The following is a 22,464-nucleotide window of genomic DNA, read 5'->3' as shown; positions in this document are numbered from 1 at the left end:
CCGACAATGTCGGACACCAGGAATCGCGCCGCGTGCGTAGTCCCGCGCGTCTCCACGCGGACGCGCCGCATATGGCGGTTTCAGGCCAAAAAAGCAACCCTTCGCGTCACTCCGTCTGGGCAACGGACATGACGAGCCAGCGTCACCGTGTCAGAGGGAGGTCCTGACCGCCGGGACGCCGGAGCGGATCAACAGATCCCTCAGGTTGCGAACCACCGGAAACACCTCGACATTATGGTCGCCTCCCAGTTCGCGCCACGCCTGCTGCTCCATCTCCACGACTTCCTTGTCTTCGTGGAAAATCCGATCGGTGAATATGCCGAGAACCGGCCACGCCAGATCCAGCAGAAACTTCCACTTAGGACGCTTCACGGACAGCAGGCCGAATGTCTGCGTTGTCAGTTGATCCTGCCCCTGAGGCACATAGGCGACCCAGAGATCCATCACCAGATCCCCATCCTTGTCGTGAATTTGCAAGGTCTGGTAAGGGTAAGACGTTCGCACGGTCACGATTTCGTCGACCGGCTGCTGGCTGACGTCGATATCCTTGTGCTTGCCGAACAGCAGACGCTCCGCGAGCGGCTGGTCGCCGCCCTTGCGTGCAAAGCTGTAACGCGCCTCGACAAAATCCTCGCCCTTGCCCTGCCCCATGAAACGCGCAGTGATCTGCCCCATCTGGCGGCGATGCAGGAACTGATGGTTCATATCCATCAGGTTCTCGTGCATGAAGCTGTAGTGACATTCCACGCGCGGATCGAAACGACGCGTCTTGAACTCCGGATTGTCCACCTGACACGGCTGCGGCACGGGCGTACGGGCCGCAAGTTCGGGATTTCCGGGAAACACGAACACGAGCCCCCCGCTTTCGCGGCACGGATATGCACGCACGCCGCGTCCGTTTCCGGGCTTATTGAGATAAGGGACGGTGACGCAGGAGCCTTTCCGATCAAAGGCCCAGCCATGATAGCAACACCGGATCGTCTCGCCTTCGATCTTACCTTTGCTCAGCGGAACCTGACGGTGGGCGCACCGGTCTTCCAGCGCATAGAGCGGACCAGTCTCAGGGCGTATGAGAACCAGAGGCTCACCCGCATAACGCGCAGCGAACGGCCTGCCCCGCCTGACCTGATGCGACCAGGCCACGGGGAGCCAGAAATCCGGATTGAGATCGACGCGCCGCAGGTCGGGACCGCTACGCGCGACATGGTCGCTGGTCACGCCTGAACGTGGATCGTTCGGCGCATCAAATTGGCGGCTTTCCTGCAGCATGGCTTCAGATGTCCCTCCACGCGACGTCACGGCGCTGAAGGATGAGGATCGAACCTGTTACAGGATGTTGCAAGTGTGCCTGGGCATGGCAGCCACGCAAAACATTCGAAGGCCGAGAGAAAGACTACCTATAAAGAAAAATTCAGGACGCCTGATGCAGTCCGTAGAGGCTGTATTGCTCCATCATTCTGGCGGTCGGGTACTGGTCTTCGACAACGCCGTTCGTGCCGTAAGTCTCGACAACCACGATGCCCAGCGCCGGATCGATATGAGAGGCCGGATTGAAAAGCGGCGTGTCTGCCGAAATCGACGCCTTTTTCTCCGCAGCTACGCCCGAAACATGCGCCGTCGCATGGCCCTCGGAACTCTCATAGGTTGCAGACGCCGTCTGGACTAAAGCGTTTCTTAAGATTTGCATGTCACACCCCGGACAAATACAACCATAAAAATATTATTTCGGCAACAGTTTTTCAACCTTGGATTGAAGATCCCATTTCTACTTTCGTAACACCCATCACGCTCTTCAGCGCCTGACCCACTACCGGACTGACGCGGTAACCGCCGCGCAGGCGAAGCTCCACGTCCCTGCTGTCTCCAATCGCCGGAACCAGCACCACCCTCCCAACGCCGCCGCGTTGTCGGGACAGGATCGCCTGCACACCCGACACCGCGTCTTCACAATCCAGCCAGATCCGCATTTCTCCACCAGCCTGCGAGGCTACATCCTCCAGCGACTGCAGGTCGGTGGCCGTTATCCGAACGGCTTCCCCCTCGACCTTGAGTTCGGCAGTCACCATCACCGCCTTACCCGCGACCAGCAATTCACGAGTCCGTCCCAGGATTTCAGAGAACAGCGTCACTTCGCAGCCACCAGTGGCGTCCGACAGCCGCACCCACGCCATCTTGCCCCCACTACGCGTCGGGCGCTCCTTGCGATCGATCACGCAGCCGGCGATTTTCGCGCGCGTCACCCCGCTCTCGGCAGATGTTGTCAATCGGGCCATTGGAATTGCGCCAAGACGGCGCAGCGTCGCCCGATACGCGTCGAGCGGATGGCCAGACATATGGAAGCCGATCGCATCGGCTTCGTAAGAAAGCTTGTCGAACTCCGGCCATTCAGGGTCCTGGCTCAACCGCAAGGGCTCTGCTTCCGGCGCATCTCCGAACAGTCCGACCTGCCCGCTCGCCGCTTCTTGCGCGCGCATTTGGGCGCGACGCAAAATGCTCTCGACCGACCCGAAAACACGCGCCCTGTTGGGCTCCAGCGTATCGAAAGCCCCAGCTCTGGCCAGATTTTCCAACTGCATCTTGTTGAGTTGCTTCGGATCGACCCGCGCTGCGAAATCGGCGAGGCTTTCGAACGGTTTGTCTCCGCGCGTGTCCACGATGCCGCACATGGCCGCGAGACCGACCTTCTTCACAGCCGCCAGAGCGTATCGAATGCCGAGTTTGCCGTCAGGCAGATGCTCAACGGTAAAATCCGGCCCTGAGCGATTGATATCCGGCGGCAACACCGCAATGCCCAGACGCGTCGCCTCCTGCCGCAACGCCGCCAGCTTCTCCGTGCGCTCCCGCGCGAGCGACATGCACGCGGCCAGGAAGGAGACCGGGTGATTCGCCTTCATCCACGCTGTCTGGTACGACACAAGAGCATACGCAGCCGCGTGAGATTTATTGAAGCCGTAGTCAGCGAATTTTGCCATAAGGTCGAAAACTTCGACCGCCTTGTCCTTATCGACGCCTCGCCCTGTCGCGCCCTCGGTGAAAATCTCGCGTTGCTTGTCCATCTCGGCGCGGATTTTCTTGCCCATCGCGCGACGCAACAGATCGGCGCCGCCGAGGCTGTAGCCCGCCATCTTCTGGGCGATCTGCATGACCTGTTCCTGATAGACCATGATCCCATAGGTCTCTTCCAGGATCTCGCGAATTTCCTCGTGCGGCGGCTCCCACGCCTCCCCGTGTTTTCTGCGGCAATAATCAGGAATGTTCGCCATCGGCCCAGGACGATACAGCGCCACGGCGGCGATCAGATCCTCGAGCCGCGTCGGACGCATCTGCTTGAGGACGTCGCGCATGCCCGCGCCTTCGAACTGGAACACGCCAGCCGTATCGCCACGCGACAGCATTTCGTACGTCGGGGCATCGTTAAGAGGAATTTTCGAAAGATCGACTTCTACGCCAAGTCCTTTCAGAAAATTCACGCCACGCTGCAGAATGGTGAGCGTCGTCAGGCCGAGGAAGTCGAACTTCACCAACCCCGCTTGCTCGACGAACTTCATGTTGAACTGCGTGACCAGCATGTCGCTTTTCGGATCGCGATACAGCGGGACCAGTTCGACAAGACGCCGATCGCCGATCACGACGCCCGCGGCGTGAGTGGAAGCGTGTCGGTAAAGCCCTTCAAGCTGCTGCCCGATCTCGAGCAGACGCCGTAGCGCCTCGTCCGTATCGCGCATTTCCTGCAAACGCGGTTCGCCGTCCACCGCCTGCTTCAACGTCACGGGGTTCGCCGGATTGTTCGGGATCAGCTCGGCTACCTTGTTGACCATGCCGTAAGGCAGGCCGAGCACGCGGCCAACGTCGCGAACGGCTGCCCTCGCCTGCAGTTTTCCGAACGTGATGATTTGCGCCACCCGGTCCGCGCCGTATTCGCGGCGCACATAGGCGATCACTTCGTCCCGACGGTCCTGACAGAAATCGATATCGAAGTCAGGCATCGACACGCGTTCCGGATTCAGGAAGCGTTCGAACAGAAGGTTGAACGGAATAGGGTCGATATCGGTGATCGTCAGCGCCCATGCGGCGAGCGACCCTGCGCCCGATCCACGTCCCGGCCCCACCGGGATGTCATGCGCCTTCGCCCACTGGATGAAGTCCGCGACGATCATGAAATAACCGGGGAAACCCATCTTCGAGATGATGTCGAGTTCGAACTCCAGACGGTCTTCATACACCCGCCGTGTCGTCTCGTCGGGCGAAAGAATCTCCATGCGTGACGCCAACCCCTCGCGCGCCATGGCGCGCAAGGTCTCGTCCTCCGTCGAGCCTTCGCGCACTTTCGGGCAGATCGGCAAAAGAGGCTTGCGCGTCTCGACCTTGATGGCGCAGCACTGAGCGATCGCGAGCGTGTTGTCGCACGCGTCGGGCAGATCGCTGAAAAGCTCGCGCATCATGGCGGGGGGCTTGAACCAGTGCTCCGGCGTGACCTTCCAGCGATCCTTCTCCGCCATCGTCCGCCCCTGCGCGATACAGATCAACGCATCGTGGGCTTCGTAAAATTCCGGCTTGGGAAAGAAACATTCGTTCGTCGCAACCAGCGGCAGTCGCATCCGGTCCGCAAGCGAGATCACGCCCGGCTCCACTGCCTGCTCTATCGGCAAGCCGTGACGATGCAACTCCACAGCGACTGAATCGCCGAACGCCTCACGCATCCGCGCGAGCCAAGCTTCGGCTTCCGCCTCCTGCCCCTCCGCGAGCATGCGGTACAGTGGGCCGCGCGTGCCTCCCGTCAGCAGGAAAAGTCCCTCTGCATGATCCGCGAGAACGTCCAGCGTCACGAACGGATCGCTGGCGTCGCTGTCCAGAAATCCTGCTGAGGAGAGAAACTGGAGGTTCGCAAGCCCGGTGGCGTTTCGCGCCAGCAGCGCTACGGGCTCCGACTGCGCGCCGGGACGGTCGTCGCGCGAAGGCAAACCCACCTGACAACCGATGATCGGCTGCACGCCCTTGCCGCTGCAATATTGGGAAAATTCCAGAGCGCCGAACAGGTTGCCCGTATCGGTTATCGCCACGGCGGGCATGTCCATGCCGCGCGCGAGCGCCGCCATTTCGGGGATCCGGATCGCTCCCTGACTGAGCGAGTAGGCAGAATGGACGCGGAGATGGACAAAATCGGCGTAGGGCATCCTGCAAGGATAACACGCCGTCGCCCCATCCGACATCCGGTGGGGCGGCGATTCCGCCAGCACGACGAAACCGCCCGGGCCTCAGCAACCGCCCAAAACCCCCTTGGCTGAGGAAGCGGGGCGGTTACATGGTCACTGCAGCAACGCGCGGCGAACTGCGACGTGCCAGCCGTCGATCATGGTCTTGCGTTGAGCCGCGTCCATTTTCGGCTCGAACAGGGCGTCACGCTCCCAGGCGTTGGTGACGTCTTCCAGCCCGGCCCAGAGCCCGACCCCGATGCCAGCCAGATAGGCTGCGCCGAGCGCGGTGGTCTCGATCTGCTTCGGGCGTTCGACCTTCGCCTGCAACATGTCCGCCAGAAACTGACAGAACCAGTCATTGGCCGCCATGCCGCCGTCAACGCGCAGGGTGTTCGCCGCGCCGCCGCCGTCCTGCGTCATCGCCGCAACGAGGTCCAGAGTCTGGAAAGCCACTGATTCCAGAGCCGCACGCGCGATATGCGCCTCCGTGGCGTCGAGCGTCAGGCCGCAGATCAGGCCGCGCACGTCCGGTTCCCAGTGGGGCGCGCCGAGCCCCACAAAACCCGGCACCATATAGACGCCATGGCTGTGTGGAATGCGCGTCGCCATGTCGTCCGTCTGAGACGCATGCGTGATCAGATGCAGTCCGTCGCGCAGCCACTTGATCGCGGCGCCCGCGACGAAGATCGACCCTTCCAGCGCGTAGGCGGTCTTGCCGCCGATACGATAGGCGATGGTGGTCAGCATCCGGTTGCTGGACTTGACCGGCGTGTCCCCTGTGTTCAGCAGCAGGAAGCAGCCGGTTCCGTATGTCGACTTCGCCGTCCCCGGACGGAAACAAGCCTGTCCGACGACTGCGGATTGCTGATCGCCCGCCATGCCCGCAACCGGGATCGCTTCCCCGAACAGCGCCGGGTCGGTCTCTCCGAACACGCCGCTGTTGTCCTTGACCTCGGGGAGCAGGGACTCAGGCACATTGAAGAGCTTGAGAAGATCCTTGTCCCAAACCTGCTTATGGATATCAAACAGCAGCGTGCGGCAGGCGTTGGTGATGTCGGTCGCATGAACCTTCCCACCGGTGAGGCGCCAGAGAAGGAAGCTGTCGATCGTGCCGGCGGCAAGTTCGCCCTTCTCCGCACGAGCGCGGGCGCCGTCGACGTTGTCGAGAATCCAGGCCAGCTTGGTGCCAGAGAAATACGGATCGAGCAGAAGGCCCGTCCGCTCCGTCACCAGAGCTTCTGCGCCTTCCTTTTTCAATTGCGCGCACAGCTTGGCCGTGCGGCGGTCCTGCCACACGATCGCGTTATGGATTGGCTTCCCGGTAGCCCGGTCCCATACGACGATAGTCTCACGCTGGTTCGTGATGCCGATCGCAGCAATCCGGTCAACGCCGCCGGAACGCTCGATAGCCTCGATCGCAGTGCTTTTCGCGTCTTTCCAGATATCCTCAGGGTCGTGCTCGACCCAGCCCTGCTGCGGATAGTACTGACGGAATTCTTCACGCGCCACGGACAACTCAGCGCCGGTAGCGTCGAAAACGATGCTGCGGGTGGACGTCGTGCCCTGGTCAATGGCCAGGATGCGATCCTTCTTGATCATCTTTTCAACTCCTTTGGGTCTCAGAGACGGTTCGGCTGCTCGCCGATCACGCGACCGGGCGAGGCATGAAGGGTTTCAGAAGCGACTGGTAAAGTCCGGCGCCGACCAGACCGCCGATCAGCGGCCCGGCGATAGGCACCCACCAGTAATTGCCGGGAGAGGGGATCGCCGAGGGGCCCCAACCAGCGAGGTAGCAGAACAGACGCGGACCGAAGTCACGAGCAGGGTTGATCGCCCACGCGTCAAGGTAACCGGCGGAGGCACCAATGATCGCGACCAGCAGGCCAATGATCAGCGCGCCCGCATTGGCCTGTGGGGCCATGGTGTTGAACTCGCAGGTAATCGCGAAAATACCGAACACCAGAATGCCAGTAAGCACAATCTGCACGAAGAACGAATGCATCGGCGTCACGTAATCACCCGGATGGGTGAAGAACACGCCTGCGGCAGCTCCGTCATGCATGAAGTCGAGATGCTGCGCCGCGGCAAAGTGCTCGATGACCGGAGCGAACAGCGCGTATACGACCGCAGCCCCGATAAAGCCGCCGATCACCTGCGCCACGATGTAGGGAGCGACTTTACGCCATGGGAAACCACGATAGGTCGCCAGAGCGACCGTTACGGCCGGGTTCGCGTGCGTGCCGGACACTGCACCGGTGGCGTAAATTGCAACCGTGACGCCAAGGCCCCAGACGATGCATACGCCCCAGTAGGCGGTCTTGTACGGGCTTGGGTCATACAGGCTGTACATTGCGGCGACTGAATCGCCGAAAAGGATGATGATAAAGACCGCCACACACTCGGCGATCAACTCTCCCAGATACTTCTTCTGTTCGCTCATGACAGGTCCGCTTTTCATTATTTTGTTTCGGAAACCTTGAACGACGACGCAACACCCGGCGGGACGCCGGTTTAATGTTGGCGATCGGCGATATACCTCTCCACCTCCGTCCTCTGTTCCTGCGTCATATGCAAGCCCAACTTGCTGCGACGCCAGAGCACGTCCTCCGCCGTGACCGCCCACTCGTTGTCGATCAGATAATCGACCTCCCGCGCGGTAAGATCAGCGCCGAAATTCTCTCCCATATCCTCCAGTGTTCTGGCCGCGCCTACAACGTCGTAGGCGCGCGAACCATAGGCCCGCGTCAGACGCCACGCATGCGTCAACGACAGGAACGGCGCGGCGTCGCGCAGGCGCTTCAGGGCCGCCTCAAATCCGCCGACGCCGAGATCTCCGCCTGGCAGAGCCGCATCCGCCGTCCAGGATCGGCCAGCGAGAATCGGCATCTCCGGGATCAGCTTCTCGATCGCGTGCTCGGCCAGCTTGCGATACGTCGTAATCTTGCCGCCGAAGATCGACAGCAGCGGCGCGCCGCCCGTCGTATCGAGATCGAGCACGTAATCGCGCGTCACGGCGGAAGCATTGGCCGCAGCGTCGTCGTAAAGCGGACGCAGGCCAGCGTAGGACCACACGACGTCGGACGGAGAAACCGGCTTTTCGAAATAGCGGTTCACGCTCTCACAGAGATACGAGACCTCTTCAGGCGAAATGTCCACGCGTCCCGGAGCCTCGCCCCACGCTTCGTCCGTCGTGCCGATCAACGTGAATTTCCGCTCATACGGGATAGCGAAGACAATGCGCTTGTCGGGGTTTTGGAAAATATAGCACTGCGGTCCCTCGAATACGCGAGGAACGACAATATGGCTGCCCTTGACCAGTCGGACCGACTTCGAGTGCGGCACGGCAAGTTCGTCGGACAGCAGGCGCGCAACCCACGGCCCCGCCGCGTTGACCATCGCACGGGCGCGAACGGTGCTCGTCTCGCCCGAACGCTTGTCTTCGATCTGCGCTTCCCACACGCCATCGACCCGCTTGGCCGAGACAAGGCGCGTGCGAACGCGGACGTCTGCGCCCCGCGCCGCAGCATCCATCGCATTCAGGACGACAAGGCGGCTGTCTTCGACCCAACCATCCGAATAGACGAACGCCTTGGAGTATTCAGACTTCAGCGGCTTGCCCGCAGAGTGATTCCGCAAATCGATGCCGCGTGATTTCGGCAGCTTCATGTGAGGCGCGAGGTGATCGTAAAGGAACAATCCGGCGCGCAGCATCCAGGCCGGGCGCACCAACTTCGAGTGCGGCAGGACAAAACGCAGCGGCCACATGATATGCGGCGCGATCGCCAGCAGGCGGTCACGCTCTATCAGCGCCTCGCGCACAAGGCGGAATTCGTAATATTCCAGATAGCGCAGGCCGCCATGGATCAGCTTCGTGGACGAAGAGGACGTGTAGTTCGCCAGATCGTCCTGTTCGACGAGAAGCACCGAGGCGCCGCGCCCGCTTGCGTCGCGCGCAATGCCCGCCCCGTTCACGCCGCCGCCGACGACCAACAGGTCGAAGACATGCGACGACTTCTGTTCCTGAGCGACCATACCTCGCACCTCGTCCGTAAGATGATGACGCCGCACATTCGTATCCGAACATGGCGACACTTAGCAATGGTTCCCTATACCCAAGAACCATACCTCGTCATCATTATTACGTCACAGCACTATGTTCGTTTCCGAACATTCGTATCGACCACATGCAACCCCACCCCGCTCGCCGTCAGCATGTCGCGAATGCGGGTCGGAGGCGGCGCATCGGTGAAGAAAGCTGTAGCTTCATTGATATGGCCGGCGCGCACGAGCGGTCGACGTGCGAACTTGGCATGGTCGGCCAACAGGAAAACACGCCGCGAGTGCCGGCGAATCGTCTGCGAAGCCAGTATTTCCTCCGGATCGAAATCCAGTAGCGTCCCGTCGTCATCGATGCCGCTTATTCCGATCACGCCGTAATCGGCCCGGTACTGCTCCAACATCGATTGCGCCGACAACCCGAGAATGCCGCCGTCACGCACTCTGACAGCCCCACCCGCCACAACGACGCGGCACCCGTCTCCTCCAGCGAGCAAAGAGGCGACGTGAAGATTGTTCGTGATGACCCGCAGCCCCCGCCGCCCGATCAGCGAGCGCGCGAAGGCTTCCGTCGTGGTGCCTATATTGATGAACAGCGAGGCCCCGTCCGGAATTTCAGCGGCGGCGCGGCGGCCGATCGCCTCCTTCTCCCGGTGATTGAGAATCTGCCGTTCGGAATAGGCGATGTTCTCGACGGAGGACGGCGCGCTGGCCCCGCCGTGATGGCGCACGACCTCCCCCGCATCGGCCAGACGACGGATGTCGCGCCGGATCGTCTGTACGGCGACGCCAAATGTCCGCGCCAAATCTTCGTTCGCGACATAGCCTTGCTTGCGGACAAGCGTCGCGATCTCCATCAGCCGGGCGGACGGTCCGTCCTCGCCCGTAACGCCGATCACGCCGCGCGCCCCACATCCAGCAAGGTGCGCAACACGGCCTCTCCATAGCGATCCAGCTTGGAGCCGCCGACGCCTTTCACGCGCCCCAGCTCCGCAAGCGAGCCGGGCTGCTCCAATGCGATGTCGCGCAACGTCGCGTCGTGGAAGATCACGTAGGGAGGAATCTCCTGTTCGCGCGCCTCCGCCCGGCGCCACAGCTTCAAGGCGTCAAAAATGCGACGCGCCTCTTCTGGCAAGTCGTCCGCAGGGGAATCATTACGGCGCTCCGCTTTGCGCCCGCCGGCGGTCTCCGCTTCGATCGCGTCTTCGCGCAACATCACAGACTCATCGCCACGCAGGATCGGACGCGCGACCTCGTCATTCAACGCCAGACCGCCATGTTCGTCGCCCATCCGCAGGGCCCCGCGTGCAATGAGCTGCCGCACGACGCCACGCCAGAACGTCTCACTGCCATCCTTGCCGATGCCCCAGACCGATAACTTGTCATGGCCATTGCGACTGGCGGAATCCGACGCTTTGCCCCGCAACACAGAGATAACGTGAAGGGCGCCGAACCGCTGTCCGGTGCGATAGACGGCGGACAGCAGCTTGCGCGCAGCCTCGGTCCCGTCGAACGTCGGCGCCGGAGAGCGGCAATTGTCGCAATGGCCACATGGTTCGGGCAAAACTTCCCCGAAACACGCCAGCAGCGCCCGCGTGCGGCAAGACGTGGTTTCGGTCAGGGCGATCATCGCCTCCAGCCGCCCCCTCATCACCCGCTTCTCGCTCTCGGGAGCCGCCGACTGGTCCAGCCAGTACCGCGCGCGGGTCATGTCTTCCCCGCCATAAAGCAGCAGCGTATCAGACGGCAGGCCGTCACGACCCGCGCGACCGATCTGCTGGTAATAAGCCTCCGCCGAGGACGGCATGTCGAGATGAACGACCGCCCGCACGTCGGGACGGTCAATCCCCATGCCGAAAGCGATGGTCGCGACCATCACAATCGGTTCGCCAGAGCGAAAACGATGCAACGCCGCACGCTTTTCCTGCGGAGAGAGCCCCGCATGGTAAGCGCAGGCAGGGAAACCCTTGTCCCGCAACGTCGCAGCCGTACGTTCCGTTCGGGCGCGGGAGCCGCAATAGACGATGCTCGCGTCGCCGCGCCGCCTGTCCAGCGCGGCGATGAGCTGCTTCGTCTCGCCGCCCTTGGGGCGTGCGGAGATTATCAAATTCGGTCGGTGAAAACTGGCCGAGAGGACCTCAGCATGCGGCATCGCCAGCGCCGCGAGAATGTCGTCGCGGGTGCGGGGATCAGCTGTGGCGGTCAGCGCGATGCGCGGCACGCCGGGAAAATTACGCGGCAGACTTTCGAGGGCGCGGTACTCTGGACGGAACTCATGCCCCCAGGCGGAAATGCAATGAGCTTCGTCGATTGCGATGACCGAAATGGACTGCCGCGTTAGCCGGTCGAGCGTCCCGGGCGAAAGCAATCGTTCGGGAGATACGTAGAGGATGTCCAGACGACCGTCCGCGAGATCGGCGCGAATCTGGAACGCCTCGTCCTCGCCAAGCTCCGAATGCAGGGCCGCAGCGTTGACGCCAAGCTGCCGAAGGGCGGCGACCTGATCGTCCATCAAAGCAATCAGCGGCGATACGACAAGCCCCATGCCCCGACGACACAGGGCGGGGATCTGGTAGCAGACGCTCTTGCCTCCGCCGGTCGGCATCAGGACCAGCGTGTCCGCGCCAGCCGTCACCCGCGCAACAGCGTCGCCTTGTAGACCGCGAAAGGCCGGAAAGCCGAACACGGTCTTCAGGACGTCAATCGGCTCTGCGCCAACGAAACGATCCCGCCCCCCTAGGGACGGTGCGCGGTTCCCGCTCTCTTCGTCCGGAACGGCCGGGTCGTAGATATCGTCGTAGGAGATATCCTCATATGGAATATCCGCGTCCGGAATACCCTCAACCGGCGGCGCTTCCTTCAGCCCGGACAAGTTGAATGTCCGAGTTGCAACGTTAGCGAACTTTGAGCGTACGTTGACGGGTTCGTTCCCAACATCCCGGCCTTCAGTGTGAAACGAACTCGATCTCCACGCGGCGAGCGCCGACCGTGCCATCCGCGTTGGAGGGCGCGCGCGGGTGCTGAGAGATGCGACTCGCCGCGACGCCATCGTCGGAGAGTTGCTGCGCGACGAGCTTGGCGCGGTCGATCGCCAATGCAGAGTCGGCGGAAAGGTCGCCGTTGGCGCGGGCGTACCCCTCAACGCGCACGTCGGCCTGAGGATACTTCGCCGCCATCGCAGCGGCCTCCGAAATCACGTTCTTTGACGCGTCATCGAGCGTCGTCGAGCTTTCGCTGAAAAACACGACATATTTTCGCCCAGGTCCCGTGGTGCAACCGGCGAGCAGGCAAAGAGCTAAGACAGGAAACAGGCGGCGCATCAGGCGAACTCCGAAAAAACGCGAATCGTCGTCCCGATCAGGATATTCCGGGACACGAACCTGAAAAATATTTCGTGCCCCCATCGGTCGGGCCCCGTCAACTGCGCAGAACTTCCTGGGCGCTCAGGCGGTGGCCGCCGTCGCCTCTCCGCCCGAAATTCTCCACACCCGATCCAGTTCCTCAACCCCTGTCAGACGATGGGCGATCAGGAGCACTGTCCGATGCGCGGCGACGGTGTTGAGCGTCGTCAAAAACTCCTGCTCGACAGTCGCGTCCAGCCCGGTTGTCGGCTCGTCCAGCACAAGAATCGGCGCGTCGGCGAGCAGCGTTCGCGCCAACGCGATGCGACGTCCCTGCCCGCCGGAAACCTTGACCCCGCCCTCGCCGAGCCAGGTGTCCAGCCTTTCCGGAAGAGCGCGCACGAAATCGCCGATAGCGGCGGCGTCCAGAGCGCGCCAGAGCGCCGTCTCGGACGCGTCAGGGTTCGACAACAGCAGGTTGCTGCGAATGGTGTCGTCGAACAGGTGTGTCGCCTGCGACAGCCACGCGACCCGGCGGCGCAACCACTCATCCGGGATCGTCGCGATATCGACGCCGCCAAGCAGCACGCGTCCGCTCTGCGGTCGCACGGCCTTGAGAAGCAACGCCGACAACGTGGATTTGCCCGCACCGGACGCCCCAAGCAAAGCGACCCGGCTGCCCTCAACGATATCTAGAGAAAACTCTTCGAACACGGGAGCTCGGTTCGAAGCCCAGCGAAAACCGATCGCCTCGAACCTGATGTCGAAATGCGTCGGAAGTGTTGTCTGGGAAGGCGTCTCCGCCGATCCGGCGGACAACTCCTCGGTGGTCGAAACGCCCGCAGCCGACACCACGCGCGACGCTGCCGCACCCATGGCGCCCGCCAGCATGCCCGCACGGGTCAGGCCCGCCACGCCCTCGAACGCCGTCAGTGTCAGAAACAGCAAGCCAACACCCTCGACCGCCGGTATCCGCACAAACCCGGCGCCCACAATGGCGGCCAGCAGAAACAATATGGCCAGTTGCGTGCAAAGCTGCGAGACGCCGCCGACGAGGGCCATGCGTGCGGCCAGCCGTGTCTGACGACCGACCAGCGTGTCATTCGCCTCCTGCACACGCTCCAGCATCCTGCCGCCAGCGCCAAAGGCCCGAATTTCGCGCATGCCGCCGATCAGATCGAGCGCGTCAATCCGCAACGCAGCCAAGGCACGCAGCAGCCCGTCACCGGACTCCCGGCTCAATCGAGCGGCCAACGCAGGCGCGAGAAACGCCGCGATAACGAACAGCGCGCCAACCAGCGCGGCAAGCAACCCGTTCGCCCGCGCAAGGGCGATCAGCAATACAGGGAGAGAGATGCAGGCGCCCGCAAGAGGGAGCAGCAGCCGCAGATACAAGCCGTCCAGCGCTTCCACGTCAGAAACCAGACGCGACAGCAGATCCCCCGCCCGGCGAAACCCGAGGCCCGCCCCTGCGCCGCTTGCAAGAGAACGGAAGAACCAGACGCGCAGCGTCGCCAGCGCGCGGAACATGGCGTCGTGGGCGTATAGCCGCTCGCTATACCGCAGCAGCACACGACCGCCGCCGACGAGCCGCAGGGCGGCGGTCGTGACGACGACGGCCCCGAGCACAGCTCCCGCAAGCCGAAGTCCCGCGCCGCTCATCATTGCGAGGCCGGCCAGAACCGCCAGCACGGAAAGCAGAAGCCCGACAAACAGGCGCGGCGCGTGCGGCCGCCATACGGCCAGAATACGCTTCATCGCCGCGACATCGTCGATCGGCGCGGTCTCCGTCGTCAGAGGAACCGCCGCCCACTGGTCGGCTGTAGAACGCTCCGCGCGCCTTGCCGAGCTGCTCATGCCACGCCCTGCCTTATCTTGACGCGACCATGAGAGAGGTCGACCCGTCGCCCGTTGAACATGTGAACCGCAGTGGAGTGGCTGGCCAGCAGCACCGTGCGCTTTAGCGCCAGCCGCCTGAGGCTTTCGAACACGTCGGCCTCGGTCATCGGGTCAAGATGCGCCGTCGGCTCGTCGAGCAGCAATATTGGTGCGTTCTTCAGATACGCCCTTGCGATCGCAATCCGCTGGGCCTGCCCGCCCGACAGGCCGAACCCGCCTTCGCCAATGCGCGTCTCCAATCCTTGAGGCAACTCGGCGAGAAAACGGTCAACGGCAGAGGCCCGGACTGCCGACGCCAGATCCTCATCGGTCGCATCGGGGCGAGAAAAGAGGATGTTCTCGCGAATCGTGCCTGCGAAAAGCACAGGCCGTTGCCCTATCCAGGAGGTCATCTTCGCCAGCGCGTCGGGCACTACGGTCGCAAGGTCCGCGCCGTTGAAGGTGATACGCCCACTGTCCGGCCGAGCGAACCCGAGCAGCAATTCCATGATCGTCGATTTGCCGGAGCCGGACGGACCCGCCAGCACCACCGTTTCCCCGGCCGGGACGACAAAAGACACATGATCGAGGGCCTGACCACGCGACGCGTCCCACGAAAAGGAAACGTCTTCGAACGCTATGGTCACGCCATGCGCCTCGACCGTGCGGATCGGCAACGCCTCGGACAGCGGCGGCGGCGGCGGAAGAGCGAGAATGTCGGTGGCGGCGCCCTGGATATGCGCGCGATCCTGATAGGCGAGAGCCAGTCCCCTGAATGGGGCGAAAAACTCCGGGACGATCAACAGCGCGAACAGGCTGCGCGAGACAAAAGAGGAGAAATCCGCGGACGCGCCACCATGAACGGCGGCAAGCGCCACATGCCCGTCCATGACTGCGATGACGATCAACGCCACGATCATCGCGATATCGATGGAGGCCGAGGACAGGAACGCGACGCGCAGGATTTTCATCGTCCGCCGCCGCAGATCGTCGGCCGCCTCAGCCAGACGCGCGGCCTCGTCCTCGGCGCGACCGGCCAGAACGATGGTGGCGATCCCCCGTATGCGATCAAGAAAGCGCGCCTGAAGCCGCGTCATGGCCAGAAACTGGTTGCGCGACGCGACGGCGGCGCCAATGCCGAAAACTGCCTGCAGGACGGGCACGGCGGCGCCGCAGATGGCCAGCACGACCGCCGCGCGCGGCTGCGCCAGCGCGACGAGCGCCAAAAGACAACACGGAACCGCCATCCAAAGCACCGACGCGGGAGCCCAGCGTGCGAAATACCCGTCCAACGCTTCGATCCTGTCGACCACCAGCGCAGCGAGAGCGCCGCTATGCGTCTGCCTCAGCAATGCCGGGCCACCTTCGGTGATCGCGCCAAGCACCTCTCCACGCAGACGCGTTCTGGCCCGAGCGCTGGCACGCGCCGCAAGCGTCTCGCCGCAAATGCCGACCGCGATCCTGAGCGCGCCAAGGGCAGCGAAGGCGATCAGCGCACGCCAAACGTCGGACGACGCTGACATGGCCGGCGCCTCAGACGTCTCTGCCGCAGTCAACGCCTGCCCGAGCAACCAGGCCGCGCACCACATTTGCGCCGCACCCGCCAGCCCGGAAAACACCCCAAGGGCGATTGAAGGCCGCGCTGCGCGCAAGCCGCGCCGCGCCTGGGCGCGCACCCATGTGCGGGTGGCTTCCTTGCTTTGTGTCATGCCTCCCTATAGCCGAGAGACACATCCTGAAACAGCCCCGCAAGGAAGGGTCGCCACACGGCAGGCGCATAGGCGGCGTCGGGCGCGACCGAGCCCGAAAAACCAGCCTCCTATCCAGCCTCCGCTCTGCGGGCGCTCAATGTCGTCCTCACAGTGTAACGGGTTCCTGCCCCTTCATCGATTTGCAGAACCGCGCCCATCTGCCGCGCGAACCCGCGGATCAACTGCAGGCCAATCCCTTCCCGGTCGTTGATGCCCTGCGACGCGGACAAGCCAATCCCGTCATCGGCGACGACGAGGATGACTTCATCTCCGGTCTGCGTGAGAGAGATAAGGATCGTTCCCGACCTCAAATCCGGGAACGCATATTTTAGCGAATTGGACACCGTTTCCGAGACAATCAGAGCCATGGGCGTCGCAAGGTTGGATGGGAAGACAATGTCGCTCGCCTCAACCTGCAACGTTATGAAAGCACGCGCCTCTTCTCCCGCCGCCTCCATCAACTGAGGCCCCAATTCGGCGAGGAAACGTCCCATGTTGAGGCTCTCGACCTCTCCCTCCACGTAGAGATGGCGGTGCAGCGTCGCTAGCGTGCGCACGCGGTCGCGCGCCAGCATGAACTCCTCTTTCATGTCGGCTGCGCGAATGCGGGCGCCCTGCAGGTTCAGCAGAGAGGCCACGATCTGAAGGTTATTTTTGACCCGGTGATGAATTTCGCGGATCAACAGATTCTGGCGGGCGATCGAACGCTCCAGTTCCGCCTCCCGCCGGGCCAGACGCCCCGTCGCCCGCCGGAATACATTCGAGAGCGTCCGAAATTCCACCGGCGTAGAGCGCGCGTTCACCGGTTCGAACCGGCCGCTCTGGTCCCACATTTTTACGTCCTGCGTCAGCTGTCTCAAAGGAGAGACAACCAGCCGGTGCGCCGCAACCATCACGCCGATCAGCCCCGTGACGAGAAGACCGAAGATTGTGAGTATCCACAGTCCAAGCATCCAGAGCGAGTGTGCCTCGCGTGGAAGCCGCGTCGTCGCCACAAGTATCGCGCCGACTCCCGCAACCGGCCCATACGTGTAGGAAGAATACGTGGTGATCAGAGACGCTGTCTCGGATTTCGTCTCCTGCGCCTCGCTCGTGAGCGACGCCACGACGCCCGCCGGAGGCCGGGACCAGGCGCACTGAGCGCACAGCGGTGAAAGCTCTCCGCCGGGAGCCACGTACCAAGCCGCCGCATCCGCAAACACGTCGCCGCCGGTCGAATCAAGGGGCCCCGCCAGACTCACCGCCTGATCCAGCGGTTCCACGGCGACAAGAAAGCGCACTCGGGTCGGAAAACCTCCCCCCCCGCCGGCTATCGGCGCCACGACGCGCGCATAAGCGCGTTTTCCGGATGTCACCACTTCTGCGAACGTTTTGTCTCCCGTCGGACGCCCGCCGACCCCCTCGCACCCCCCCCCGGACGCCACGGTGGAAGTGACCTGATTGACCACTGATCCAGCTTGATCAAGTTCGGCGAGGAAACAATATTTCATCCCGCTGGCGGATTGGGCCAGCGAAAGGAACCGCATCGTGCGGTCCCCATCAGCGTCGAACTCGCCAGTTGTTTCCAGCATCGCCGTCGTTCGGTCGATATCGTGCCGGAGCCGCCTGTCGGCTGTCAGCCTTACGGCCTCGCCACGCCGCAAGCTCGCTTCGGACAGATGGACGTAATCCTGCCACACCAGAACGCCGCCGAGCACCGAAACCGGCGCGACGGACCCCAAGATAACTCCACCCATTCGTGCGCCGACAGAGTCGAAAACCCGCCGAGACTGAAAAAGGCGCGCGCCTAGATCGCGCAGCATCTGAAGAATTTTTCCATCGGAAGCACGAAACATGGCGGCACGCCAAACCGCCCCTTATCCTGAGGAAAAGTCCGGGAGACTCGAAAAACCGATCTCCTGCGACGTCGTCGATACAGTTCAAGATCACGCGGGATAGAAGACTTCCCCGTTAGCGCAAGCGAAACGACTGACAGCGAGGTTTCTAGAGCTGCGTTGACGGACTTTGGGCAGTCCTGCAGCGTTACGGACCTACAGCCCGGCAAAACGCTACGCTTCCCGCTTCATGGCTGTAGTCTCGTCTTTCTTTTTTAAGACCCGTTCGACGAAGTTTACGTTCTTCGTCGCAAAAATCTACCCCTCGCCACAAAACGTTGTGAAGCGGAAACAGACACGCTCTCGGCGCGTCAACCGACCGGAGTCAGCTATCCCGGTCCTCTTCAATCAGTCTGAGCAGTTCCTCGGGAATCGGCTCCTGCGCGACGTCGTCGAAAAGCTGATGCAGGCCGCGCTTCAACCAGATTTCGAACGCATCTTCCCGCTTTCTTCTTGCCTTCCTTGCGGAACCGGACTTTGCGTCCTTGGCCGACATCCACAACCACCACGGGATTTGTTCATAACGGTCCGGGTTCGACGCCGGCGGCGAATTGATCGTCACAACCTCACTCGCCCCGGATACGTCGCCCACAACGATTGCTAACGCGGCTCAACCAAGAGCCACGCCGGAACCGTTCGATACGCCCGCCCTGGCGAGGGAGGTACGACGGTTGGCCTCGTCACGCAACGCCACAGCGCGCTGACGCAGCTTGTCATCCGCCGGAAGATCACCAACCATCCAGGCCTCCAGCTGACGCCGGGCGCGGAAAACCCGGCTTTTCGCCGTGCCGACCGCGCAGCCCGTAAGTTCGGCAAGCTCCTGATAGCTCATCCCCTGAAGAACCACCAGCACCAGAGCCTCACGTTGATCCTCCGGCAGGCGCGCCAGCGCAAACGCCAGATCTTTCACCGCGAGCCGGTCTTCATGATCGGATTTGGTGCTGAGGAGCGAGGCAGGCACGTCCTCGATATCCGTCACGTTACGTTGCTTGCGCAGGTCCGAGATAAAACGGTTTCTCAAAATCCGGTGCATCCAAGCCCCGAAATTCGTTCCGGGCACGAAGCTCTCACGAGCGCTGAGGGCATTGCAGACCGCATCCTGCACAAGGTCCTCCGCCGCGGCCCGGTTGCGCGTCAGCGCCAGCGCCTGCACGCGGAGCTTCGGTAGGATTGCGATTACCTGGGTATGAAACGTGTCAGCCATGTCGCTTTTCCCCTTCTTTTGAACCACCAATGAACGGGGACGGAAAATGGTTGCATACGAATTGAACCGGACGATCACGAAAAAGCGAGGATGTCACCGTCACGTCGGCGAAACGTCTCACGGAGCCCGAGGCTGACCTCAACCTCCACCTTTGGCAGGCGGCTGATCGTTCTGCATTTGCTGGTCAAGAGCGCTGCGAGCCCGTGAAACCCGGGCCTTGATCGTTCCGACCGCAACGCCGCATACGGCGGCGGCCTCCTCGTAAGACATTCCGTGTGCGCCCACGAGTGTCAGCGCCTCCCGCATCAACGGAGGCAAAGACCAGAGCATCCGGTCGAGATCCCATATTTGCGAAAAGTCGGCGGACGTGGCGCCGCCGCCGACATGATCGGCACCGTATTCGTCAAGAACCTCTCTCTCGCGCTTGCGACGCCGCGACTGCTCATAAAACAGGTTTCGCAATATCGCGAAGGTCCACGCACGAAGGTTGGTGGCGGGATCGAACTGATCCCGCGCGGCGATGGAACGAACCACAGTTTCCTGAACGAGATCGTCGGCCCGCACGCGATCTCTGCAAAGAAACCGCGCAAACGCCCGCAGGTCGGGCAACAACGCCACGATTCCCCCGCGCACCGCGACCTCTCCGGCAGATGCCGTCTGTCCGTCCGATTGTTGCGCGAACGCCCCATCCCGACGGTGGTTGCGCTCGTTCAGAGTTCCGCCCCTTTTCGTGAGGGGCTTCGCCATGCCATCGTAACGATGCTTGTCATTTCGGTTTCCGCCGCGAAGGATTGTCCTCTATGCCCGATTCGCAAAGAAGCGAACTGATCCGCGCTCTACCTTATGCGCGTCGATACGCTCGGGCCCTGACCGGAAGCCAATCCCGAGGAGACCTGCTGGTTGCGGAGAGCCTGCGCGCCCTCGCCATCCGTCCAACCGACAAGCTTCCCGCACGCCTCAGTCTTTATCGCGCCATTTCCGAGAAAGCGGCAAGCCTCACCGACGGCGACGTCCCTCACTCTCTTAGCATGCTGCAGCGACAGCTCCTGCTTCTGACCACGCTGGAGGACGTTCCCGTCGAACTCGCAGCAGACGTGCTTGACCTGCAACCGGAGGCAGCAGCGATCGAAATCGCCAGCGCACATGAAGCGCTGCGATCGTCGGCGCAGACGTCGATTCTCATCGTCGAGGACGAGCCGATCATCGCCATGGACATCGAAGACATCGTGGCGCGGTGCGGACACACGATCGCGGGCGTCGCCCATACGCAAGCGGAGGCCGTGACATTGGCCAAGAGCACAAAGCCCGGTTTGATCCTGGCGGATATCAACCTTGGCGAAGGTGGAGACGGAATGGCCGCCGTCGCGGAGATCATGCAGAGCATGGACGTGCCGGTTATCTTCGTCACCGCGTATCCAGAGTGCCTGCTGACCGGCAATACGGTCGAGCCGTCTTTCGTCATCACCAAACCGTTCGAGCCGCTAGCCCTCGCCATCGCTACTTATCAGGCCACAACCGGCGGCGTACCAACGCCCTGAAATTCCGACCAGATCGAATCGGGACGACTTTCACGCTATTCTTCACGCCACGACTTGCATCCTAGGCCGCGCCGACACAGCATCCGCGCCATGGCCACCCCTCCCCTCCTCCTTCTTCAGGACATCACGCTGACGCTCGGCGGCAAACCGCTGCTCGATTCCGTCGGTTTCTCAGTCTCTGCTGGCGAACGGCTCTGCCTCGTCGGCCGCAACGGCTCCGGAAAATCGACCCTTCTGCGCATTGCTGCCGGAGAGATCATGGCCGATTCCGGCACGCGCTTCCTCCAGCCGGGATGCAATTTACGCTACCTGCCTCAGGAACCGGACCTCACCGGCTTCGCCACCGCTTACGACTATGTCGTCGCCGGACTGACGGACCCTTCCTCTGAATGGCGCGCGACGGCCATGCTGTCGGAACTCGGCATGAGCGGTCAGGAAAACCCCGCGACGCTTTCAGGAGGAGAGGCCCGCCGCTGCGCGCTCGCGCGCGTACTCGCGGCCGAGCCGGACGTGTTGCTGCTGGACGAACCGACCAACCACCTCGACATGCCAACCATCGAATGGCTGGAAAAGGAGTTACTGTCGCTGCGGACCGCGATGGTCATCATTAGCCATGACCGCCGCCTGCTGGAGACGCTGTCGCGCAACGTCGTGTGGCTGGATCGCGGCGCGACCCGCAGGCTCGATCAGGGATTCGCCCGTTTCGAAGCATGGCGCGAGGAAGTTCTGGAGCAGGAAGAACGCGACGCCCACAAGCTCGACCGCCAGATCGCCCGTGAGGAAGACTGGATGCGTTACGGCGTGACAGCCCGACGCAAGCGCAATGTTCGCCGTGTGGCCGAACTCGCCGCGCTCCGCACCGCCAAGCGGGAGGCCGTGCGCGTGCAGGGCTCCGTCACACTCGCCGCGCAGTCGGCGGGCTCGTCCGGCAAACTGGTCGCCGTCGCGGAAGGCGCAAACAAATCATGGGGCGATCGCCGGATCGTCAGCGATCTTGATCTGCGCGTGTTGCGCGGCGATCGCCTTGGCGTCGTCGGCGCCAACGGCGCAGGCAAGACGACGTTGCTGCGCCTGTTGACCGGCGTGGACCAACCCGACAGCGGCACGATTTTCATCGGCCCGTCCGTCGCAATGGTGACGCTCGACCAGCAGCGGCAGGCGCTCGACGCCACCCGTACTCTCGCCGACACGCTGACGGGCGGCGGCGGCGACATGGTGCAGGTCGGTGAAGAGAAGCGCCACGTCATCGGCTACATGAAGGACTTCCTGTTCCGCCCGGAGCAGGCGCGCACGCCGGTCGGCCAGCTCTCAGGCGGCGAGCGCGGACGGCTGATGCTCGCCTGCGCGCTGGCGCAGCCGTCCAATCTGCTCGTGCTGGACGAACCGACCAACGACCTCGATCTGGAAACCCTCGACCTGTTGCAGGAAATGCTTGCGTCCTACGAAGGCACCGTTCTGCTCGTCAGCCATGACCGTGATTTTCTCGATCGCGTCGCGACCTCCATTCTCGCGGCGACGGGCGGGGGCGTCTGGACCGAATACGCGGGCGGCTACAGCGACATGCTGGCGCAACGTGGCGGGGAAGCTCTTGCAGAGCGCTCGGTCGAGGCGCCGGTTGTATCGCCCC

The 22,464-nt window shown here is 62.7% G+C and carries 17 protein-coding genes; 2 read left to right on the top strand and 15 right to left on the bottom strand.

The features are described from left to right. Positions 1-150 precede the first annotated feature (150 nt). The 15 genes from HK28_RS00305 to HK28_RS00235 form a co-directional block, all read right to left on the bottom strand. Entirely contained in the window at positions 151-1,269 is a 1,119-nt protein-coding gene (locus HK28_RS00305) for an aromatic ring-hydroxylating dioxygenase subunit alpha (protein WP_086642633.1), read from the bottom strand. Between the two features lie 142 nt (positions 1,270-1,411). Continuing rightward, positions 1,412-1,687 (bottom strand): hypothetical protein, encoded by a 276-nt coding sequence (locus tag HK28_RS00300; protein WP_086642632.1) that lies wholly within the window; start codon positions 1,685-1,687, stop codon positions 1,412-1,414. A 52-nt stretch (positions 1,688-1,739) separates the two neighbouring features. After that, a complete protein-coding gene (gene dnaE / locus HK28_RS00295) occupies positions 1,740-5,174 on the bottom strand; it encodes a DNA polymerase III subunit alpha (protein WP_086642631.1) in 3,435 nt (1,144 codons plus the stop codon). A gap of 132 nt (positions 5,175-5,306) precedes the next feature. Beyond that, positions 5,307-6,794: a glycerol kinase GlpK gene (gene glpK, locus HK28_RS00290; RefSeq protein WP_086642630.1), complete on the bottom strand. Its 1,488-nt coding sequence runs from the start codon at positions 6,792-6,794 to the stop codon at positions 5,307-5,309. Between the two features lie 46 nt (positions 6,795-6,840). Then, positions 6,841-7,635 carry an MIP/aquaporin family protein gene (locus tag HK28_RS00285; protein ID WP_086642792.1) on the bottom strand — a complete coding sequence of 265 codons (795 nt, stop codon included), beginning with the start codon at positions 7,633-7,635 and terminating at the stop codon, positions 6,841-6,843. A 71-nt stretch (positions 7,636-7,706) separates the two neighbouring features. Next, the gene (gene glpD / locus HK28_RS00280) at positions 7,707-9,227 is read right to left on the bottom strand and encodes a glycerol-3-phosphate dehydrogenase (RefSeq protein WP_086642629.1); all 1,521 of its coding nucleotides are present in this window, start codon (positions 9,225-9,227) and stop codon (positions 7,707-7,709) included. A 119-nt stretch (positions 9,228-9,346) separates the two neighbouring features. Next, positions 9,347-10,108 (bottom strand): DeoR/GlpR family DNA-binding transcription regulator, encoded by a 762-nt coding sequence (locus HK28_RS00275; RefSeq protein WP_086642791.1) that lies wholly within the window; start codon positions 10,106-10,108, stop codon positions 9,347-9,349. Between the two features lie 38 nt (positions 10,109-10,146). Continuing rightward, entirely contained in the window at positions 10,147-11,955 is a 1,809-nt protein-coding gene (gene recQ / locus HK28_RS00270) for a DNA helicase RecQ (RefSeq protein ID WP_233140280.1), read from the bottom strand. A 241-nt stretch (positions 11,956-12,196) separates the two neighbouring features. After that, positions 12,197-12,571 carry an OmpA family protein gene (locus HK28_RS00265; RefSeq protein ID WP_086642789.1) on the bottom strand — a complete coding sequence of 125 codons (375 nt, stop codon included), beginning with the start codon at positions 12,569-12,571 and terminating at the stop codon, positions 12,197-12,199. A 123-nt stretch (positions 12,572-12,694) separates the two neighbouring features. Then, positions 12,695-14,449: a thiol reductant ABC exporter subunit CydC gene (cydC, locus tag HK28_RS00260; RefSeq protein ID WP_086642628.1), complete on the bottom strand. Its 1,755-nt coding sequence runs from the start codon at positions 14,447-14,449 to the stop codon at positions 12,695-12,697. Next, the gene (gene cydD / locus HK28_RS00255) at positions 14,446-16,179 is read right to left on the bottom strand and encodes a thiol reductant ABC exporter subunit CydD (RefSeq protein ID WP_086642627.1); all 1,734 of its coding nucleotides are present in this window, start codon (positions 16,177-16,179) and stop codon (positions 14,446-14,448) included. Before cydD ends, cydC begins: the two co-directional genes overlap by 4 nt. Positions 16,180-16,289: 110 nt before the next feature. Continuing rightward, positions 16,290-18,056 carry a sensor histidine kinase gene (locus tag HK28_RS00250; protein WP_086642626.1) on the bottom strand — a complete coding sequence of 589 codons (1,767 nt, stop codon included), beginning with the start codon at positions 18,054-18,056 and terminating at the stop codon, positions 16,290-16,292. A gap of 364 nt (positions 18,057-18,420) precedes the next feature. Then, a complete protein-coding gene (locus HK28_RS00245) occupies positions 18,421-18,591 on the bottom strand; it encodes a NepR family anti-sigma factor (protein ID WP_255376440.1) in 171 nt (56 codons plus the stop codon). A 114-nt stretch (positions 18,592-18,705) separates the two neighbouring features. Beyond that, positions 18,706-19,299 (bottom strand): sigma-70 family RNA polymerase sigma factor, encoded by a 594-nt coding sequence (locus HK28_RS00240; protein ID WP_086642624.1) that lies wholly within the window; start codon positions 19,297-19,299, stop codon positions 18,706-18,708. A gap of 138 nt (positions 19,300-19,437) precedes the next feature. Continuing rightward, positions 19,438-20,046 carry a sigma-70 family RNA polymerase sigma factor gene (locus HK28_RS00235; protein ID WP_086642623.1) on the bottom strand — a complete coding sequence of 203 codons (609 nt, stop codon included), beginning with the start codon at positions 20,044-20,046 and terminating at the stop codon, positions 19,438-19,440. Between the two features lie 53 nt (positions 20,047-20,099). On the opposite strand from HK28_RS00235, the gene HK28_RS00230 reads away from it, so the two are divergent. Both HK28_RS00230 and HK28_RS00225 read left to right on the top strand, forming a co-directional pair. Next, positions 20,100-20,837, top strand: a complete 738-nt coding sequence (locus tag HK28_RS00230; RefSeq protein WP_086642622.1) for a PhyR family response regulator anti-anti-sigma factor — start codon at positions 20,100-20,102, stop codon at positions 20,835-20,837. A gap of 90 nt (positions 20,838-20,927) precedes the next feature. Beyond that, a partial coding sequence (locus HK28_RS00225; RefSeq protein ID WP_143217265.1) for an ABC-F family ATP-binding cassette domain-containing protein occupies positions 20,928-22,464 on the top strand: 1,537 nt, incomplete at its 3' end.

This window comes from Acetobacter sp. DsW_063, from assembly GCF_002153745.1.
Lineage (GTDB): Bacteria > Pseudomonadota > Alphaproteobacteria > Acetobacterales > Acetobacteraceae > Acetobacter.
Note: the sequence above shows the minus strand (reverse complement) of the source record. Positions and strands in the feature narration are given on the sequence as shown.

What these genes read in the sequence shown, in the direction of transcription:
- HK28_RS00305 (WP_086642633.1), bottom strand. Translation starts at nt 1,269, where the DNA reads ATGCTGCAGGAAAGCCGCCAATTTGATGCGCCGAACGATCCACGTTCA.
- HK28_RS00300 (WP_086642632.1), bottom strand. Translation starts at nt 1,687, where the DNA reads ATGCAAATCTTAAGAAACGCTTTAGTCCAGACGGCGTCTGCAACCTAT.
- dnaE (WP_086642631.1), bottom strand. Translation starts at nt 5,174, where the DNA reads ATGCCCTACGCCGATTTTGTCCATCTCCGCGTCCATTCTGCCTACTCG.
- glpK (WP_086642630.1), bottom strand. Translation starts at nt 6,794, where the DNA reads ATGATCAAGAAGGATCGCATCCTGGCCATTGACCAGGGCACGACGTCC.
- HK28_RS00285 (WP_086642792.1), bottom strand. Translation starts at nt 7,635, where the DNA reads ATGAGCGAACAGAAGAAGTATCTGGGAGAGTTGATCGCCGAGTGTGTG.
- glpD (WP_086642629.1), bottom strand. Translation starts at nt 9,227, where the DNA reads ATGGTCGCTCAGGAACAGAAGTCGTCGCATGTCTTCGACCTGTTGGTC.
- HK28_RS00275 (WP_086642791.1), bottom strand. Translation starts at nt 10,108, where the DNA reads ATGGAGATCGCGACGCTTGTCCGCAAGCAAGGCTATGTCGCGAACGAA.
- HK28_RS00265 (WP_086642789.1), bottom strand. Translation starts at nt 12,571, where the DNA reads ATGCGCCGCCTGTTTCCTGTCTTAGCTCTTTGCCTGCTCGCCGGTTGC.
- cydC (WP_086642628.1), bottom strand. Translation starts at nt 14,449, where the DNA reads ATGAGCAGCTCGGCAAGGCGCGCGGAGCGTTCTACAGCCGACCAGTGG.
- cydD (WP_086642627.1), bottom strand. Translation starts at nt 16,179, where the DNA reads ATGACACAAAGCAAGGAAGCCACCCGCACATGGGTGCGCGCCCAGGCG.
- HK28_RS00250 (WP_086642626.1), bottom strand. Translation starts at nt 18,056, where the DNA reads ATGTTTCGTGCTTCCGATGGAAAAATTCTTCAGATGCTGCGCGATCTA.
- HK28_RS00245 (WP_255376440.1), bottom strand. Translation starts at nt 18,591, where the DNA reads ATGTCGGCCAAGGACGCAAAGTCCGGTTCCGCAAGGAAGGCAAGAAGA.
- HK28_RS00240 (WP_086642624.1), bottom strand. Translation starts at nt 19,299, where the DNA reads ATGGCTGACACGTTTCATACCCAGGTAATCGCAATCCTACCGAAGCTC.
- HK28_RS00235 (WP_086642623.1), bottom strand. Translation starts at nt 20,046, where the DNA reads ATGGCGAAGCCCCTCACGAAAAGGGGCGGAACTCTGAACGAGCGCAAC.
- HK28_RS00230 (WP_086642622.1), top strand. Translation starts at nt 20,100, where the DNA reads ATGCCCGATTCGCAAAGAAGCGAACTGATCCGCGCTCTACCTTATGCG.